This is a genomic window from Vibrio fortis (genome assembly GCF_024347475.1).
In the GTDB taxonomy this organism is placed as follows: domain Bacteria; phylum Pseudomonadota; class Gammaproteobacteria; order Enterobacterales; family Vibrionaceae; genus Vibrio; species Vibrio fortis.
Window position 1 is genome coordinate 2,084,977 of the sequence record NZ_AP025487.1, and the last position, 19,705, is coordinate 2,104,681.

Consider the following 19,705-nt stretch of genomic DNA (forward strand, 5'->3'; position numbering starts at 1 on the left):
CTAATGTAGGGTTATTTTTCAAGAGAACGTCGAAGCTTCAGCTGTGCTTCATACAACGACTGTGGATAAACCTGCTCGCCATTGGATTCAATATGCGCTTGTGGGACATCGCGTTTAGGGAACTTACGATAATCAGCCCACTTGTTTTGCTTAGCAGAGATCATGTACTTAAACTGCGATTGAACTTCTAGAGCATTGCCATGCAAACCAATAAGGTGGGGTAAAATTAGCTTGCCGTATTTGCCATCGCTAGCCATGAAATAGAGGTTTTTATTCGGTTTTCCTAAATTCTCTGCATTCCATAAATAAAGGCCTTTTAAGTGGTTAGGCTGATCTTTGACAGCGGCCCCCCAATGCCCTTTCTCAAATCCACCGCTGATATTGTCAAAAAGGTTATTCATGGACTGTGCGCCGTGAAGGTCTAACCCCATTTGAGGAGAGTATTGAGTACGCAGGTTTACGTTATGAGTTGAATATTTAGATAAACCTGGCGCATGCCAAGTATGTGCCGCATCGTTAACGTCTTTGACTAAATTATGATTCCCGTAAAGAACGGATACCGCAATGTGGCCTGGGTTTCCATTTAACTCAACACTGTCAACTGTGGTATTGAATGAGTTAATGACTTGAATTCCTTGGTTAAAATTGGTCAACTCGACATTACGAATCCAACTATCTGTAGCTCGTGTTAGACGTAAAAAACTATAACCGCTGTCATGAAGCGCATTTTTATGGTGAACAAAGTCACCATCCCACGCGCCTTCAAATGTGATGTCTTCTAGTCCAACATTCACTGCAGGCTTAATTTTGGTTACATGCCAAGCATCCTCTGCATTGATCGTATGCGCGACTGGAACGTCAAACGTTAGTGTGTTGCCATTAACAGCTACAATTCGATGCTTCTCTATTTTTCTTAAACTTGCCGCAAGCATTTTCCACAATGGTTTACCTTGCTTGTTTAACTCAAATTTATATGGAGAGATTGCTTCTTCAATGCGTTGTCGATTCTTAATGAAGCCCTCAACTTCTACATAATCTCCAACTTCAAACCCTGTAGTGTCCGCAACGACAAGTTCAAATGAACTGTCACCCACGATATTTTTTTCCACTGAAGTTTCTATTTTGCTCTTAAAATTGTCTTTCGAAGCCCCTATACTAATCAGGTAAGGTGTGCTCCACTTTTTAGTTGGTGACTCTGGAAACATATGTGAATCCATAGCAAGGATGGTTTTTCCAATACCAGCGCCTTTTACAATAATGTTGTCACCAAAAATATTGATTGTCTGTTCAGAGCGAACTTGATCGATATTATTTTTGTCGATGGCTTCGTTGTCTTGTTGTGAATTAACGATGAATCGACCTTCAGGGATAAAGTAAATGGCTTTGTTCCCTTTTTGACTGACGTAAGTAGAGACTGCTATAGCCATATCTTGAAAAGCTTTTTTGTCTGAAACACCATCGTCAGGTACAGCGCCAAAGTCCATCACGTTAAATACTTTGTGCTCCTTGTAAGAACCTCTCTCCGGTAATGGATTATCACCACGCTGAAAACCAGCATATGAGAAGTTCGGCGGCACAAAACCATCTTTGTCGTAACGGGAAGGATCGATCAGATCACTGTTTTCAGCGCGACTATCAACATAATTACTCCAATATTTAGAGACATTCTGTTCTTGAGCTGCAACTGTTGATGACAAAGAGAGAGCGACAATAGATGCAAGAATCGTTTTCTTCATCCTATTCTCCTTAAAAGCGTTTTACAGCGCTAACAAATAGGTTCATTTGCTGATACTCCTCAGCATCGACAAAGGAAATAGTGCTATCTAACGTTACACTCTCGGTAATTTCGGCACTCAGACTACCTTGAACTTGTAACTTATCTCCCCCAACGATCGCGCCCGTTTTATCGTAAAAGTTCGCTTTGTTGGAAGGGCTATCTACAGCAAGTTGGAAGGAGTCATGAACACGCTCTCCACCATTTAGATCAGAGGCATACGTAATTTTAAGATGTGGAGTCAACACCATGCTTTCCAATTCAAACACTTTGGACAATGCTAATCCGATGTTGGCATACTGAATATGATATGTTTCTCGGTCAAAACGCAGAGCAGCCACAGAACCCGTTTCTTCATAATCTTCTTGCGAAATCCACTGAGCTTCATAACCGATCGTAGGTTCAACCGACACCCCTAATACCTTAAACGTTTGTCCGGCATTAACACGGTAGCCCATATTAAATTGATCATAATTGGCCACTACGTCTGCATTATTGTCAGCACGAATGGTTCTAGATGAGTCGACTTTGTTCGTTCCAATATTAAAAATGACATCTAAGAATCGAGAGTCTTGCGCCCAACCTGCATATGACAGAAATTGGTAGTTATCACTGGTTACTTCTGAAAGGTTATCATCCGCACCTGAAGTATTGTTCGCATACCCCAATGCATAACCGATAAATGCACGATCAGCGATGACGTATTTGTCTGCACCGAACATCACGCCATAGGTCGTTGTTTCGTAACCAGAAATATCGTAGCCTGAGTCTCCTTCAACGTAGCTACCTATCGCTGTCGCCCAAGTATTCCAACCAAAGTTAAAGGTTCCCAAAGAGTCTTGACGTCTCATGGTCGTAGCTCGAGTAAGCAACACGTCTTGCATCAACAAAGCGTTTTGAAGTGATGCGTTCAGCGCTGCGCCATTCGAGTCGGCAAGCATGTCGTTAGCTAATTCGACCGCGCTGTCACCACTTACAGAGCTCAACAATGTTTGAAGTTCGGTATTTGTCACCGTTTCTGCGTACTGTGCGAATTCAACAGCGGACTTAGAGCCCCCATTATTCGCCACTTCATCCGAGTAACCAGCAATAACAGCATTTGACAACAAGCAAGCAGGCAAACAAATAGCGATAGCAGTACTTAGTTTATTTCTATTAAAAATCATTATTTAATTTCCTTTTAAAAGTTATAAGCAATACCAAGCTCAAGCACTTTTGCGTTGCTCGTTAATCCGTTTTGTGGTTTATGTTGATAGCCTTCTTTATATTCTTTATCTTCACTATAAAAATCACTAATAATTACTAAGCTGTCTGTAACCTTATATGAAGCCTTAATACCAAGTCGGGTCAATTTATAACGTTCTGAATTTCCATCAATAATATTATTACTATTATAATGAAGCCCCGCTTCAGCCCACGTTAATGGCAAACGTGCGTAAGGCCCAATGGCGAAGTCTTGATACTTATATGAGGTTTCAATACGAAGTTGTTCATTCTTAATTGTGTCATCTAACCCGTATGTACCACCCGTTTCAGCTTCAATCCCACCTTTCATACTTTGGTTATCAATCGAATAATAGATAAAGTTAATAGTGGCGTTTTCTAAACTGGTTTTCTTAAACGTTTTGAAAGGCTTAAAAGGGTGAAAACGTAGAGCAGGCTTAAGTTCGATGCTATAACGCTCATAGTCTGATGCTTTGCCATCTCCAGTCTTCGTATCAAAGATATGATGGAAAAAACTAAACTCACCAGCGAGTTTAAACCAATTATAAATTTCGTAGACATACTGTGTTTTTAATATTTTCGAATCTGCTTCAACGACGCTACCACGAGTACCATCTGATTTAATTCCGTAGTCATTTCTTTCGCTACGGATTTTAAATTCAGGTTTAATGAAGCCTCCTTCAATAGGAAACTGATAACCAATACCAACACCAAAACGCGAATATTGTTGCCCTGAGTCGTGATTATATTCACGAGCTTCACCGTTGTAATACCAGCGAGAGTCATCTGGCTTTATTTCAATTTCAGACTTATAGCCTTGATAGCTATAAGGGGTGCCATAGTCACCATCGACATGTTTTATTTTTAATTCGACGTCCGCTGCATTTGCATTCATAGCCATAGCCGATAAACAGGCTATAACTAAACGCTTTTTAGTTGTTGGGAAAGGTGTCATAGAAAAACCTATTTGATAATTATTATGAAGTCTTGTTAATCGTTCTATCAGTTCGGTAGAGAATACTATCGGATTCAATTATCAGTTAATGTGATACCTATCACCGCAATGAAACGTTTCTTGATTTCGTTTCTTTTCTTTCATGTGAAAAAGGTTTTTTTGTGTTATAACGAATTAATATCTAGGGAAATCACTCTTCCTTGATCAAAGGCGTTACTATGGATACCACTAGAAGAAATTTATTGAAAAGCGTTGTTGCAACTGGGGTTGCAGCGAGTGTTCCATCATCATTTGCCTCAGAGAACACTCCTAAAGCTGCTCGTTCTGCCGCGAAAAATGCTCCAACACCCAACCTATTGATTGTGTTTCCTGATGAAATGAGAGCACAAACGATGCAGTTCATGGGAGAGGATCCCTCGTTAACACCGAATCTCAATAAATTTGCTATACAAAGTGCTGTACTTACAGAGAACATTTCAAACTATCCTTTATGTAGCCCATTCCGCGGCACATTTATGACAGGTAAATACCCGATATCACATGGAATTGTCGGAAACTGCAATGCGAAACCAGAAGGCGAAGGTGATATCTTCGCAGGCTCTGACTTTGGGCACGATCTCAAGCAACATGAAACAACATGGTCTGACGTTCTCAAAGAACAAGGCTATTCATTGGGATACATAGGAAAATGGCACATGGATTCTCCTCATGCACCATTTGTTCAAGTACCGGGCAGTCACCGTAAAGATGGGCGTCACTGGAATGACTGGACTCCGCCTGAAAAAAGGCATGGATTTGATTTTTGGCACGCAAATGGCACCTCTCCTAGCCATAGTGCTCCGTACTATTGGACAAATGACACCCCTCGAGAACAGCCAATACAAATACATAAGTGGAGTGCCGAGCATGAGACCGATGTGGCCATTGAGTTTCTAAAGAACCAAGGTGGACAATACCGTGATGCAAGCAAACCTTTTGCACTAGTTGTGTCAATGAACCCACCTCATACACCCTATGATGAAACGCCTCAGAGATATTTAGATCGTTTTTCTGGTAAGACATCTAAGGAGCTAAACACCCGACCGAATGTCGATTGGGACAAACAATGGGGAAAGAAAAAAGGACCAGATCATTTTAAGTCTTATCTCGCAATGGTAAACGGCGTTGACGAGCAGTTCGGCCGACTACTCGCTCAGTTAGATCAACAAGGCTTATCAGACAACACGCTGGTTGTGTTTATGTCTGACCACGGCTCTTGTCTAGGCTCCCATGGATATGCGACCAAGAACCAAATCGTCGAAGAGTCTGTTCGAACTCCCATGCTTTTCAGATGGCCTAATAAGATCAAGCCAAAAATGGATAAAATGTTATTTTCATCAGGCGACATCTATCCGTCATTGCTTGGGCTTATGGGACTAAGCGAGCATATCCCTGATTCTGTGGAAGGTACTAACTATGCGAATCAGATACTAGGTTTGCCACAAGAGGACTTACCCACTTCCCAACCATATATTTACATTCCTTATGGAGGAGCAGCCTTCGGGCGAAGAGGCGTTAGAACCCATCGCTATACTCTTCAAATTGAAAGGCGCGCGGGTAAACCGCTGAAATATACCCTTTGGGATCGGAAGAATGACCCTTATCAATTAACGAATATTGCCAAAGACAACATGGAGATAGTAGAACAACTCATACACAACGAACTCATTCCATGGCTTGAAAAAACTAATGACCCATGGCGACCAACACCTATACCTAAAAAAGTTATTCAGGGTATGATATAAACAATTAATTTTAGTAGAGAATGCCGCCATTTCATGGCGGCTTTGGACGGCTAGGTTGAACAATAAAAAAGTTACACTCGATACTCTTGCTACGCTGGCGGGCGTATCTAAAGCAACGGTTTCACGTGTATTGAATGGAAATACCTACGTAAGTGACGACATTAAAAATAAAGTACAGCTTGCCATTGCTGAAACTGGATACAAGTCGAAAGGCAAAAGCTTAAACTTTGGTGTCGCAATTCAGAAAATCACGATCATCAGCGGCGACTTTCTTGGAAGTGGCCACGGTTTTTACAATGCGATCTTATCGGGTATAAAAAAAGAAGCTCAACGTTTGGCATTAGAACTCGATATGTTTCTCGTCAAAAAGCACACCTCGATAGATCAAATTGAAAGCAAAATCACTCATTCGAGTGCGATTCTCCTTATCGGTATAGATCATCCACATATTCTGGACTTGCTTAAAAAACACAAAATCCCGACAGTCATTATCAATGGTAATGACTCTGGAATGGGAATTTCGAGTATCTCTCCCGACTATACGCTAGGGGCTCAACTCGCCACTGGTGAACTTGCTAAACTTGGCCATAGCAACATAAAGCTGATAACAAGCCAGCATCGTTACTCCTTAATACAAAGAAGCGACGGTTTTAGGCATGCATTAGAGGCCCATCAGCTCTCATTCGATCCACAAGACAGTATTTTGGATCTACCCATCTATGCTCGTGATGTCATGAAAAATGATGAACTATACCAACGCATTATTTCAGGGCAGGCCGGTATGGATTTTGGTGCGAGTGAAATTCTAGATCATGCTGTTGAAAATGGTGTTTTTGATGATTGTAGTGCCGTTTTTTGTGTATGTGATATGGTGGCCTACGCTCTACTCGATAGCTTTGAGAGAAAAGCAATACGGGTCCCACATGATAAATCTGTTATTGGTTTCGATAACTTGGAGATGTCTACTATGACGTCCCCACCTCTCTCAACCATAAGCACCAACTTTGTTGATCTTGCTAAGGCTGCACTTCATATGCTGATCAAAGAGATCAATCAAACTCACGCCTTTACAACCCGCTTGTCCGTTGGTGTAGAATTAGTAAGACGCGACTCCGTTGCGGAGTTTAGCTCAATGTAAAAACCCACCATTGCGAGTGCGATAATTTCCCCGCACTCGCTACTGTCTCACCGTCCTATGACCTCTGCAATTTTGCATAGGTCACCGAAATGACGTTTATTAAACAGAGCCAAACGTTCTACTTGACACAAAAAGAGTTCAGCCGTGGCTATCGCATCCACCAGCGCATTATGAGCAAGATAGTCTGGCAATTCATAACGTTTCCGGGTCGACGTTAACCTGAAATCAGATTCATTCAGGCGGTGTTTCATGGCAAAAAATTTCTCAATCAAAATCGTATCGAGATATAAGATTGGGACTACATCACTATAATATTGTGCTTTAAAATAGGTCGAGAAGAACCTAGCCTCAACACACGCACCATGAACGACGATCCGCCCGCCTCTCGCCACTTGAAACATCTCTTTGAACACGCTCTCAAGTTCACTACCGCGCTCTAACATTTCAGGCAAGATATGGTGAACGGTCGCATTACTGAAATTAATCGGACTATGAGTTTTAATATAATGGTGACGTGCTGAAGAAAGATCTAAACGACCATCTTTTAAGCACACCCAGCCTATGCTCAAAATAGAGTCTGAGTTCGCGTTTAAGCCGGAAGTCTCTATATCGACAAAAAGATAATCGAGCTCAAGGATTGGCGTGGATTTTTCAAACGGTTGAAAGCGGATAAATCGGCTCAAGTACTCAGGTATGCGCAATTGAGCGCGAAAGAAGTCATTGACTACTTTTTTATTTTTATGCTGTTCATGAATAGAAGGTAAATTCATCATCTCACCCCAACTCGCAATTTAACTAGACTCTGCAATTGAGAAATAAGCCGAAAAGCATCTTTTAAATGTTTACGTTCAAAACTGCCAAATACGTCGGGATCAATATTGTTGTTAAGCTCTAGACCCGATTTCAAACAGTGTAGCTGATGAGATAAACGGTAAGATTGAATAAATCGAAATGCGCTCATGATATCTTTGTACGCGCCTTCACTGATAACCCCTTTTACCAATGCCGCTTTGAAACGAGCTTCTGTTCCAGAGCTTTCACAGTGCGCCATAAGCCCATAGATTCTGGCTAAATCAATAATCAGATTGATTGCAAATTTTTTAATATTAAGTGTTTTTGCATTGCTACCTGTTTTCTCTAGTACGAGTTTATTGAAGATACCAAGTGGTGGCTGCGTCTTAGTCGCTTCACGGACCAACATTAATAAAAACTCTCGATTATTCGAAATATTAGTATGTAAGCAAGCCCTTAACTGGTCGACATAATCAGCCTCTCCAAACACCGAGCGCATCTCCAAGAATACAGTGATATTGAGTAGACGCTCGTATTCTGGATTCTTTGTCCACTTTCTATAATAGTGCTCCCACATTGATACAGGCTGGCACCAACGCTTATTAGTTGCCATGTAGTTACCAGAGCAAAGTGGATAGCCGCAAAGATCTAACCCTTCACAGACATACTTTGCCAAGCTATCAAAGTATGGCAACTCGTGTTCTTTTACGTCATCAGACAGAATTAAGGCATTATCTTGATCGGACAGTAAGTGCAATTCATTACGTGCATGTGACCCCGCAACCATCCAAGAAAACTGACACGGCGCATTACCATGTTCTTCAATGAATAATTGAATCAACCGTTTAGTAAATGCATCCATGATCAATGACATGACTTGCCCTGTCGACGATGGTGAAACGCCTCCTTCAACCAGGGCTTCAAAAATGGCTCGGCGTTCATTTTGCAATGAAGTCAGCTCTAACAAGCTCTTTGCATAACGTACCTTTTGAATCAAGAATACGGCTTGCATTCGATGATTATGAACAAGGTCAGAAGTCGTCAATAATCCCGTTACTTTACCCTCTTCAACAATCGGTAAGTTTCGAACGTCGTTGCTCATCATGAGTGAAACAGCCTCCAAGACCAGCGAATCAGGCTGAACTGTCAGAGGATTCTTTGTCATGACTTCAGAGACGGGCAAATTCACATCAAAGTTACGTGCGACAACGCGCCTTGTCATGTCCCTATCTGTAATAAGGCCAACAATATTGCCATCTTTTAGAACGACCGCACATGGTGCTCTACTTACCTGATGCATTTCAATCGCCACGTCTTGGATTGATGTAGACACGTCCACTATCGCAACTTTTGAACTTGCAACCTCGGCTACACTTTTGACAAACAACCCTTTGTCTTTATCAGACCAAACCACTTTGAGTGCTGAATCAAGCCTTTTCTCAGCCTGTTTGGCAAACAAGGCAGCATATTGAGGGTATGCTTCCAAGACATCAACGATCGCTCGGTAAGGAACCACATAAAGCAATGTGCTAGTTAATGCGATTGAACGATATGGCAAAACATCAGCATTTTCTGAGTTAATCAGTGTGAAACCAAACATATCTTCGCGTCCAAGGCGAGCACGCAATGTGCCGTCGTCTTCGCGCTGTTCGATAGAACCTTTACAAATAATGTAAAGAGATTTCTCTGTGACACTGAGGTCGGCAATGGTTTCATTGGCAGAGTAATAGACAATTTCGATCTGTCGTGCGATTTTTTCACACAGAGCCTGCGGCAATTGATCAAACGGATCTATCCGCATTAGAAACTGAGTGATATTAGGAAGTAGTGTATCTGGCATTCAAAACTCCAAATAAAACAAAAAGTAGCCAGGCAGGGAGCTACTTTTTGTTTTGTAAACATAGGGCGTCTAATGATTCAGTCGATAATCGAGCTGAGCTTGATATAGCGACGTTGGATAAACATGTGCACCGTTAGACTCGAGGTAAGCTTGCAGTGGTCCCTTGCATACCTTCTCTCCTGAAACAATGTCACAAGTCTGATGCGAGCCATACTCTGCTTTTCCTTCAGAAACCATTTGATGCATGTATTGTGACTGAGCAGCAAACGTAATTTGCTTCCCTTGTAAACCAATAACATAAGGCATAATTAAACGACCGAAATCACTCTGGTCGTTCATAAACATGTAATTATCAAAGTCAGGGCCGTCTTCACTTGCCACACTTGTATTTACACCGTTCCAGAATATTAGCCCTTTTAAATGGTTCGGCTGATTCTTTGAGCTGGCTCCCCAGTGACCATAATTCCAACCACCTTTCACATTGTCGAACAGATTATTAACTGACTGTTCGCCATGTAAGTCAATGTTCATTTCAGCTGAGTAATCTGAGTTCAAATACACCGATGTCGTAGTATATTTCGACAAACCGGACGCATGCCAAGCATTGGAATAATCTTTTATGTTTTTAGATAATATATTGTTACTTGTCGAAATACTGATCGCAGAATGCCCCGGTGTTCCAGAAATCGTAATATTTTCATTAGTGAGATTGTAAGCATTAACAACTTCTAGAGCTCTGTTTGTGTCGATAAAACTAACATTTTTTACCCATGAGTTATGTACTCGCTTCATTGCTAGCAAACTGAATGCACCGTCATGATCCGCACTTCCATGATGCTCAAAGGTACTTTGCCAATTCCCCCTTAATGTTAGATCCTCAAACCCGATATTTTCGAACGATGGTATTTTACTCATTGTCCAGACTTGACCTGCCTTTATACCATGAGGTACTGGTGTACTGAGCTCAACTTGGTTTCCTTCGATAGCAGTAACCGTATGCTTTGAAATTCGTTTTAGCCCAGATGCTAAGCTAGACCAGAGTGAGTTACCTTCCTGAGTTTTCTCTAGTTTATAAGGTGAAATTGCTTGTTCAATCTCAGACAAACTTGTCGCCATAGAAGTTAAACTAATGCTATCTCCGACCTCAAACTGATCAGCATTTTCTACCTCAATAGATCGTGTAGAAAATGCAGGGGCAGTACTTATCACTTGGGTCGATACATCCAAAGATTGGCTAGGCGCACCAATTTGAATCAAGTATGGAATTGACCACATCTGTGTTGGATTGGTTGGTAATAATTTCTCTTTCATAAAGAGCGTCGTTTTTTCCCCCTCGCCCTTTACAATGACATTATCAATATCAATAAAAATAGGCTGTAGCTCAGCAAGCTCTTCAGAAGACATTGAGCTGTTAATCCCACTCATATCATGACTATCATTCACAATAAACTGACCTTCCGGGAAATAGATCATCGCAGGCTTTAAAGTCTCGCTGTTTTGACGATCCAGTTTAATCTGTGCGATGACGGCTTTTAGAGCGCTTTTATCACTATTTGCGTCATTTGCCACTGCACCATAATCTGTGACGTTATAAACATGATAGTTAGATAGTATAGAGGTATCAGGTAATGACTCCTCTCCTTTACCAAAACCAGCGTACGAGAAATCAGCGATGATATCTTCTTCTTGAAAACCATGATCATTCGTTAGCAATTTGGTAACAGAGTCTCGACTATTAACATAGGCACACCAATACGCTGATGTGTTGGTCCCCTTTAGTTCTGCTGCTTCTATCGTACACTCCTGAAGAGCATTAGATGGACTATTGTTGTCCGAGCTTGATCCGCAGCCAATAAGAGGAATCGAGAGTACGATCGCCGTCAGTGTGTTTTTTTTAAAATTCATAGGTCGTTTCACGCTTTTTTAGTTATATAAACATCATCAGTAAGGCAATCGTAATAATCACCATTGTTGACAAGTAAACCTGCTTATCTGAAAACTTATTCAATAGTCGTATCGCTATCGGGACGCCTGAAACCGCCCCCAAAGACATAGCAATAGCAGTCGTAATATCGCTTTGCCCCCCCTTGCTGTAATTCAATGCTGTTAAAGCGGATAAAACTAACGCCATGACCAGAGATGATCCGACAGACTTTTTGATATTTACACCAAGCAGAGTGTTGAAGGCTGGTAATAAAAGTACGCCACCACCGACACCTGTTGAGCCCAACAAAGAACCACATGTGACCCCGGCAGATACCGCGACTTTGTTGCTATAGGACTTCGAGGTTTGCTTTGAATCTGCACAACGATACTTGCGATACATAGTGAGCAAAGCAAATAACATGATGAGTACAATTGTCGTTTCGATCACGACAGTAATAATGCTCTGAGTACTTGGGTGATTGTTCAGCAATACAATTAACTCTGTTGTCAACAGCGTTGCGGGGATCGACCCGATTAACATCCACTTAAGCGCTTTCCAATCAACATTACCTGCTCGGATATGGCTGTACCCTGCATTAACTTTCACTATCGTAGAGATCAAGCTAGCAGTTCCTACGGCCATCACGATTTGCATACCAAACACAACCTGAAGTATGGGAATGATTAGGACCCCCCCACCCACACCGGTCAGCCCTAAACAGAGACCAATTAGGGAGCCAAAACCCAATTGCATCAATGTTTCTAAAGTAAGAAAAGTAGTAATTACGTCCATAAACATTTATCAATGGTTAGTCAAAGGGCACCGCGAGGGTGCCCTATGCAAAATCAAACAGGTTTTAGCATCTGCATGTCTGAATCATTAACAGGCAAGAAGCGCGCATTGTGTAAGCGATACGATGCCCAATATCCAGACCAGCGAGAATCCGACTGCAATAAGGCAGCTGCTCGTTCCACGATTTGTGGCTTATGCGCTAGATAATGTGGAAGATCAAATAGGTTGTTTTGATCATCAACATTCACGTCATAGAGCTCTTCATAGCCAGTGGTCACGTTGTAGCCGTAGAAAAGTTGTTGCCCTTCGATCTCGATTTGAAAAGCGAAACCGTAGTTTGTGCCAACATGGACCCCTGTTTGATACACCTGGGTAAATGGCGTACGCTCCCCTCCAGCCATTACTTTATAAAGATCATCGCCCTCCATAGCGTCTGGTTTTTTAATACCAGCAAAACCTAAAATCGTTGGCGCTATATCAATCGAAGAAACCAATACATCACTACTTTTATTGCTTACTTTCAGTCCTTTAGGAGCTTTTACATAAAGCGGAACTCTGTAGATGTCCGGCTGGAAATACGATCCTTTATCCGCCATCGCTAAACGGCCATTCATATCACCATGGTCAGCGGAGAAAACAATCGCCATGTCATCCCACATACCCTCTTCTTTAAGAAAGTTAACCATATGTCCAATAGCATGATCGACGACTTCGACTTGAAGTAAGTGACAAGCGATATAATCTTTGACTAACTCTTCGTCATACATTCCCCAGTACTGCTTGTACAGGTCGTACGTTTTGTTACGGTTAGGGTCATTTTCGTCAAAAGGCTCAAAACTAGTTGGCGGCACGATCACATTACGAATTTGATCGTAACGTGCCTCTAAACCCGAAGGAATTGAGTAAGGTTGGTGCGGGTCGAAGAAATCAATTTGACTAAAAATAGGTTTGGTCGGTGATTGAACTTTCGCCGCTTTAATTTGCTCGACAGCCAATTTGGCCAAAAACACGGAATAGTGAGCTTCTAGTGGGAAGTCCTCTCCATCTGATTGCTCAATCCATCCACCAAAAGAGTTGGCTGGTGACATCTTATCAATTTGAAGACCACGTAATTCACGACGGTATCGTGGAAGTTTCACACCCATATTTGCTAAATACGCAAGATAACGATCATCATCTTCGGTAGGTGGCCCCCAACGATCCCAAGCATGGATATTTTCGCCAAATGTTCTTATAAACTTCTCAACACCGACATGGCACTTACCTGTATGTTTGAGCGTATAGCCGATTCGCTTGAGGTAATCTTGAAAAATATTATCTTCTAATTCTAGATCGACCTTCATACCTACCGGAGTTCTCTCACCATTTGACAAATAAGGGGGGTGCATTCCGGTAAAAATTGCAGCTCTTGCAGGGCCACATAAAGGACTCGGCGTAAACGCATTACTAAAGTCAGTGCCTTCTTGTGCAATTTGGTCAATATTTGGTGTTTCGATGACTTGAGATAGGGGGCGGTCTTTGTGGTAACAATCAGCTGATACCATATCAACTGTAATAAATAACATATTGGGAGTTTGGTCGCCCTGACGATAAAAACTACCAAGACGTTCTTTGGGATTCAAAAAATCTTGTTTCATTGTTCATCTCTAATTATTGATATTTTTTCCTACTTCGTTGCACTAAATTTATCCATTAGTGATATAATTAACCATAGAAAAAAAGCTGACATAATGAAGAAAACGAACCAATGATTAATGCCCCATTACTCTTAAACGAAAGCATTGACTCTTCAGGTATATCTTTGAGATCGATGTGGGATATACAAGCAGATAGCAACTATAGTGTGCATTGGCCACAAGATAGAAAGTTACCTCTGATCCCAAATGCCATTGTCGCCATTTGTACTTTTCAAGGTAGCGGAATCATTCGCATGAAGAATGGGAAACAATTCACGATCAACGCACCTAGTGTTATTTTTTTAGATAGTTTAAAAATCAAGAGTTACAGCACTAACGGCGTGGTTTGGAATTTAAATTGGTTTGAATTTGTTACTCACGGAATCATTAACATTCCAATGGAGCATCAAATTTCAATTAGTATCGATGATTACAGTGGAATATTATCTGATATTAAAAATTTAATTACAGGTAAAGAATCTGAGTTAAAAGCAGCAAATGCGGGGTTCAGTTTTGTATTTTATAAATGGCTAACTTTAGCTGAAGGTTTTGATTCTATTTCTAGCCAAGAAAAGACTGTTATTAATGTCGTTTCTATGATGAGTAGCCGTATTGGTGAAAATGTTCAGATAAAAGAATTTGCCCTAGCTGCGGGCTATACAGAGCAGTACTTAAGAAAGCTATTTCTAAAACAACTCGATTGCACACCTAAACAGTATTACTTACAGCTCAAACTCGATGCTAGTTTAATGATGCTTCAGCGCAAGGGATCCAGTGTAAAGCAGGTTGCTTATGAATTAGGGTTTAATGACAGCTTTCATTTTAGCCGAGCGTTTAAAAAACAATTTAATTATTCCCCTTCCGCAGTTGAAAAAAAGTCATAAAAAAAGCCAGCGATATGCTGGCTCCTTCATTAAGACTACGAATAGTCGTGCTCACCCCAATGATCAAAATAAATATGATCTGCTTGCCAAACTACATCTTTAACAGAGTCAGCCAGTAGGTGCTTCGCTACTTCAAACGAAAATTCAAATACTGTCCCAAAGCCTTTGCCACTAATGAAGTTTTGGTCGACCACGACTTTTTCGTCTAAACAAACACCGTCTTGAAAGTTTTTGTCAAAACCACCGCCAGATGTGTATTTAGCATTCCTCAATAAATTATTGGCAGCTAGAACTTTCGCACCAGAAGAACATAATGGGCAAACCCATTTCTTTTCATCAATGTGACGCTTCAAAAATGCCACTACTTGTGGATTAGCGGTTAAGTTAGCCGTCCCCTCCGGGCCACCCGGCATCATCACTGCATCATAACTTTGGAAAAATTTCGCATCCAGCGTGTATTCTGCCGTGATTTTAGTTTTAAAATACGATTTCAATTCGGTAGTTTTCATGCAAGACAGTACATCTACATCGATTTTCATACGACGCATAAGGTCAATAAAAACAACCGCTTCTGCTTCTTCAAATCCGTCAGCAAGCAACACTGCTACGTGTTTTCTTTGTGTCATAAGTTACCTACTGTACCGCCTCAACAACTTCTTTGGTCAAGCGGCCAATTTCTTGCCAATTTTTCTGATCAATTAGTGCTTTAGAAACCATCCAAGTTCCTCCACAAGCAACGACTTGTTTAAGCGCAAGATAATCATTGATGTTGTCTTTATTCACTCCACCAGTCGGCATGACTTTAAGGTTATGGTAAGGTCCTGAAAGCGCCTTCAACATCTTAACCCCACCAGCAGCTTCTGCAGGGAAGAACTTTACAGTATCTAAACCTAGATGTAGTGCTTTCTCAACCTCACTCGGAGTACACACACCAGGAACAAACGGTATATCAAGCTCTTTGCAAGCACATGCTGTATGTTCATTAAGACCTGGCGCTACGACAAAAGAAGCGCCCGCTTCTTTCGCTTGTACTGCTTGCTCCTTAGTTAGTACGGTGCCTGCACCAATATACATATCTGGTTGAGCGCTTTTTAGAAGACGAATAGCCTCTGCAGCAGCTTCAGTTCTAAATGTAATCTCAATGACATTCAAATCGTTATCAGCCAATGCTTTGCCAAGCTCGACGATATCTTCGGCTTCATCAATCGCAACGACAGGGATCACTTTAAACTTTGCTAATTGTTCAGAAATACTTAGTTTGGACATGTTATTTTAGTCTCTTATTAATTTATCTGTCTGTGACTTAGGAATAATCGCACCAGGATATTGGATCACGACTCCAGCCAATTGATTGCCGATTTGACAACATTCTGTATAAGGCAAGCCGTTTGCGATGCCACACAGAAAGCCAGCATTGAATGAGTCACCAGCTGATGTAGTATCAACGACATTGTCTATCGGTTTAGTTGGTATTAACGTTTTATTACCATGTTCATAAAATACGCATCCTTCAGAGCCGAGCTTTAAAACAAACTTGTCGACACCTAAGGCCGTAATTCTCGATACTGCATCATCAAGCTCTTCGTCACCCCACAGCAACATCTCGTCATCAAAAGTAATCAACGCATAACTGCACAAAGGTAGAACTTGCTTATACCAATGTTGAGCCTGTTCCGGTGTCTCCCACAAGCGTGAACGATAATTACTATCAAAAACTAAGGTGACGCCTTTTTGTTTCGCTTCTTGTAGAGTCGAGAGTAAAGCGACTTTGTCTTCCTCTGGCAAAATAGCAATACTAATGCCTGATAAGTAGAGAATATCGAGTTGATCTATCGTTTCTGCCACTGTTCGAAAATCAGGATGCTTCATCAAATTCGAGGCTGCGGAGTTTTGACGCCAATAAGAAAAAGTACGTTCTCCACATTGATCTACACTGATTTGGTATAACCCGGTACTATGTTGTGCATCCACCAGCACAGATGATGTGTTAATGCCCTCTTCTTCCCATAGTCGAACAAGCTTTTCGGAGAGTGAGTCACTACCAACAGATGTTAAGTAGTATGGGTTGAGATTAGGCTGCAATCTATTTAAATAGATTGCAGAATTTAACGTATCACCACCATAACTTTGATTCATTTTGCCGAACGCTTGACCGCTTAATTCGATCATACATTCGCCTAAAAATCCCACTTTTTTCATGCTATTACGTTCCTTATGTGCCTTAGCGTAAATCCGTAACAGCAATGTGGTCCATGTCATCAAATGTTTGATTTTCGCCGACCATTCCCCAGATAAAGCTGTAGTTTTGAGTACCAACTCCAGAATGAATTGACCAACTCGGAGAGATCACAGCTTGTTCATTATGAACCAACATATGACGCGTTTGTTGTGGTTCACCCATCATATGGAAAACCGCATTGTCCGGTTTGATGTCTAAATAGAGATAAACTTCCATACGGCGTTCATGCGTATGACAAGGCATTGTATTCCACAGACTACCTTGAGCCAGCTTTGTCAAACCCATAACAAGCTGACATGTCTCTACAACATTAGGGACAATATATTTGTATATTGTGCGACGGTTGCAAGTTTCATCAGCTCCTAGCGATACAGACTCAACTTGTTCTTTGGTAATTTTTTTAGTCGGGTACTTTTGATGTGCAGGAGCGCAGTTGAAATAGAATTTCGCTGGATTTGTTGGATCCAAGCTTGTAAACGCTAAAGACTGGGTTTCCTTTCCAATATAAATAGCTTGCTCTTCATCAAGTTGATACTGCTCAGAGTCTGCCGTGACGACACCGGGACCGCCGATATTAATGATACCCATTTCTCGGCGTTCTAGAAGATAATCAACACCGAACTGTTTACCCAGACCTTCAATGGAAACCTGCTTAGAAACTGGCATTATTCCACCAAAAAGGATCCGGTCGATATGACTGTACGTCATGGTGTAACAATCGGCTTCGAAAATGCTTTCAACAAGGAATTCTTTTCTTAAGCCTTCAGTATCTAACTGTTTTGCATGCTCACTATGGATGCTTTGACGTGTATCGATCATTGTTATTCACTTATCAATTATAGCCTTTGTCACTTCAATTTAGGCTGATATGGACGGCAGAACTATATGCACTGCCGCCCTTGTTGAGAGGAGTTATAGGTTATCGGTGATTGGCTTGACCGTTACACCATTACGACGTTGAGCATAGATTGCGCTACCTACGGCCATAATAAATAGTCCGCATATCATGAAGTAATAACCATTTTCGTTTGGTAGCACGGCAAAGGCTGTGATAACTGCACCAAATATCAGGGTTAGTCGACCTAACACTGTACATTGCATTACATCAGATTCATCCATGCCGGCAGGAGAAACAATTGGAGTTCTCTGATTCTTGAAAAACAGCTCCACTTGCTCTTTGCGCTCACCTACCGGTTCCTTGTAGAACAGCATTGTTGCAAAGAAGAAACCAACCGTAAGAATTGCGTGCATAAACTGAGTGATAACAACACCGAGATCCCCAAGTTCACGTCCGGTCATTGGAACAGCAATCGTCTCTGATACCCATGCAGCATTAAAGACATTGTTACTAATGATGCTCACGCAGAAACCAAATAGAACAGTTGCCCAACCAGCCCAGTCTGGAACACGCTTCACGAACATACAGAAAGTCTGAGGGATCATCATTGGGATGTTGACTAAGCCCGCAAACAAAATCATCATCGAAAATAAGCTAATTCCACGTAGCTCGTTGAGGAAAAGAGCACAAGCAATAACGATAAGCCCCATTACTGTTGTTGCAATTTTACTCGCTCTAAGCTCTTGAACTTCAGTCGCGTTTTTGTTGATGATTGGCTTATAAATAGACTTAATGAATGATGCAGTAACAAAGTTGATACGTGAATCAAGAGTTGACATGGTTGCGGCAAACATTGCAGACACCACCAAACCAACCATACCAGCAGGCAGCAATGTTTGAACAACAGACAGATAAGCTGCTTGATTCGCCTTGCCACCTAATTGTGGATACATTTCATTAAGAGGTTCTAATGCGCCTGCTGCCCACATCGGTGGCAAAAACCACATAATACTACCCATAGCGAACAGTGCTGCTGTAAAGTATGCTGCCTTTTTCGCCTGTGCAGAGTCTTTCACACACAGAAAACGAACTGACTGACCGATGTTGTTCATGTCAATGAGACGTTGAATAAGAAGAGCGCCAACCCAGAGTAGGAACACCTCATAAATCTCAATGCCGTTGCCAGTCCAGAAGGTGTCGCCTTCCCAGTGAGAGGCAATGCTGTCAATGCTATCGACGTTATTAAGGACAGCAATAAAGGTGACCACACTAATACCCACAATCAGCATTGCTTGAAGGAAATCACTAGACACCACTGCCCATGAGCCACCTGTTACCGTCATTAGCACTACCGCTAAACCTGTAATGATGATTGAGAACTGGATATCCCACCCTAAAACGGCAGAAATAAAAATCGATACCGCATAAAGAGTTATTGATCCACCCATCAGACCAGTCACGGTATAAATCGTGGTATAAAAACGTTCCGTTTTCGCACCAAAACGTTGGCGGATAGCTTCCATTGGAGTCACAACATCCATTTGGCGGAAGCGAGGTGCGAAAATACGTGCACAGAGTAAATACCCTAAGATATTAAAGATAAAAATCCAAACAACCGCAAAGCCATCAATGTAGGCTTTACCCGCTGCTCCTGTGAACGTCCAAGCACTAAAAGTAGTCATAAACGCACTTGCGCCCCCCATCCACCAGATCATTTTACCGCCCCCACGGAAATATTCACTGGTATTGGAGACCTGCTTGCGGAACACAAACCCGAGTAGAACCATAAAGATGAAATAGAAAACTATTGCACCTAAATCATATGAAGAGACCATTTTAAAA

16 protein-coding genes are annotated in these 19,705 nt (G+C 41.6%); 3 read left to right on the plus strand and 13 right to left on the minus strand.

Annotation, left to right across the window (positions count from 1 at the left end; all coding sequences use genetic code 11):
- Positions 1–11: 11 nt before the first annotated feature.
- From OCV50_RS09010 to OCV50_RS09020, 3 genes are read right to left on the minus strand one after another with little or no spacing between them, the layout of a single operon-like run.
- Entirely contained in the window at positions 12–1,736 is a 1,725-nt protein-coding gene (locus OCV50_RS09010) for a DUF4955 domain-containing protein (RefSeq protein WP_261902837.1), read from the minus strand.
- 10 nt (positions 1,737–1,746) lie between these two features.
- The gene (locus OCV50_RS09015) at positions 1,747–2,940 is read right to left on the minus strand and encodes an autotransporter outer membrane beta-barrel domain-containing protein (protein ID WP_261902838.1); all 1,194 of its coding nucleotides are present in this window, start codon (positions 2,938–2,940) and stop codon (positions 1,747–1,749) included.
- Positions 2,941–2,954: 14 nt separating this feature from the next.
- Entirely contained in the window at positions 2,955–3,953 is a 999-nt protein-coding gene (locus tag OCV50_RS09020) for a hypothetical protein (RefSeq protein WP_261902839.1), read from the minus strand.
- A 218-nt stretch (positions 3,954–4,171) separates the two neighbouring features.
- Here OCV50_RS09020 and OCV50_RS09025 point away from each other — a divergent pair, with 218 nt between their 5' ends.
- Together OCV50_RS09025 and OCV50_RS09030 are read left to right on the plus strand one after the other, a co-directional pair.
- A complete protein-coding gene (locus OCV50_RS09025) occupies positions 4,172–5,737 on the plus strand; it encodes a sulfatase family protein (RefSeq protein ID WP_261902840.1) in 1,566 nt (521 codons plus the stop codon).
- 55 nt (positions 5,738–5,792) lie between these two features.
- A complete protein-coding gene (locus tag OCV50_RS09030; RefSeq protein ID WP_261902841.1) occupies positions 5,793–6,875 on the plus strand; it encodes a LacI family DNA-binding transcriptional regulator in 1,083 nt (360 codons plus the stop codon).
- A 47-nt stretch (positions 6,876–6,922) separates the two neighbouring features.
- Here OCV50_RS09030 and OCV50_RS09035 read toward each other — a convergent pair whose 3' ends face one another.
- The 5 genes from OCV50_RS09035 to OCV50_RS09055 form a co-directional block, all read right to left on the minus strand.
- On the minus strand, positions 6,923–7,648 hold the full coding sequence (locus OCV50_RS09035; protein WP_261902842.1) for a 3'-5' exonuclease: 726 nt from the start codon (positions 7,646–7,648) through the stop codon (positions 6,923–6,925).
- Entirely contained in the window at positions 7,645–9,507 is a 1,863-nt protein-coding gene (locus OCV50_RS09040) for a DUF294 nucleotidyltransferase-like domain-containing protein (RefSeq protein ID WP_261902843.1), read from the minus strand. Before OCV50_RS09040 ends, OCV50_RS09035 begins: the two co-directional genes overlap by 4 nt.
- Positions 9,508–9,576: 69 nt before the next feature.
- Positions 9,577–11,412 carry a DUF4955 domain-containing protein gene (locus OCV50_RS09045; RefSeq protein WP_261902844.1) on the minus strand — a complete coding sequence of 612 codons (1,836 nt, stop codon included), beginning with the start codon at positions 11,410–11,412 and terminating at the stop codon, positions 9,577–9,579.
- A 22-nt stretch (positions 11,413–11,434) separates the two neighbouring features.
- A complete protein-coding gene (locus OCV50_RS09050) occupies positions 11,435–12,226 on the minus strand; it encodes a sulfite exporter TauE/SafE family protein (protein WP_191907677.1) in 792 nt (263 codons plus the stop codon).
- A gap of 53 nt (positions 12,227–12,279) precedes the next feature.
- Entirely contained in the window at positions 12,280–13,863 is a 1,584-nt protein-coding gene (locus tag OCV50_RS09055; protein WP_261902845.1) for a sulfatase-like hydrolase/transferase, read from the minus strand.
- Between the two features lie 110 nt (positions 13,864–13,973).
- Between OCV50_RS09055 and OCV50_RS09060 the strand changes: the two genes are divergently transcribed.
- Positions 13,974–14,786, plus strand: coding sequence for a helix-turn-helix transcriptional regulator (locus tag OCV50_RS09060; RefSeq protein WP_261902846.1), 813 nt, complete (start codon positions 13,974–13,976; stop codon positions 14,784–14,786).
- Positions 14,787–14,821: 35 nt separating this feature from the next.
- Here the strand turns inward: OCV50_RS09060 and OCV50_RS09065 are convergent, their stop codons facing one another.
- The 5 genes from OCV50_RS09065 to OCV50_RS09085 form a co-directional block, all read right to left on the minus strand.
- On the minus strand, positions 14,822–15,412 hold the full coding sequence (locus OCV50_RS09065) for a DJ-1/PfpI family protein (RefSeq protein ID WP_261902847.1): 591 nt from the start codon (positions 15,410–15,412) through the stop codon (positions 14,822–14,824).
- 7 nt (positions 15,413–15,419) lie between these two features.
- Positions 15,420–16,052, minus strand: a complete 633-nt coding sequence (locus tag OCV50_RS09070) for a bifunctional 4-hydroxy-2-oxoglutarate aldolase/2-dehydro-3-deoxy-phosphogluconate aldolase (protein ID WP_261902848.1) — start codon at positions 16,050–16,052, stop codon at positions 15,420–15,422.
- A 6-nt stretch (positions 16,053–16,058) separates the two neighbouring features.
- Positions 16,059–16,985 (minus strand): sugar kinase, encoded by a 927-nt coding sequence (locus tag OCV50_RS09075; RefSeq protein WP_261902849.1) that lies wholly within the window; start codon positions 16,983–16,985, stop codon positions 16,059–16,061.
- Between the two features lie 22 nt (positions 16,986–17,007).
- Entirely contained in the window at positions 17,008–17,841 is an 834-nt protein-coding gene (gene kduI, locus OCV50_RS09080) for a 5-dehydro-4-deoxy-D-glucuronate isomerase (RefSeq protein ID WP_261904149.1), read from the minus strand.
- A 96-nt stretch (positions 17,842–17,937) separates the two neighbouring features.
- Positions 17,938–19,698 (minus strand): sodium:solute symporter family transporter, encoded by a 1,761-nt coding sequence (locus OCV50_RS09085; RefSeq protein WP_261902850.1) that lies wholly within the window; start codon positions 19,696–19,698, stop codon positions 17,938–17,940.
- Positions 19,699–19,705: the final 7 nt, after the last annotated feature.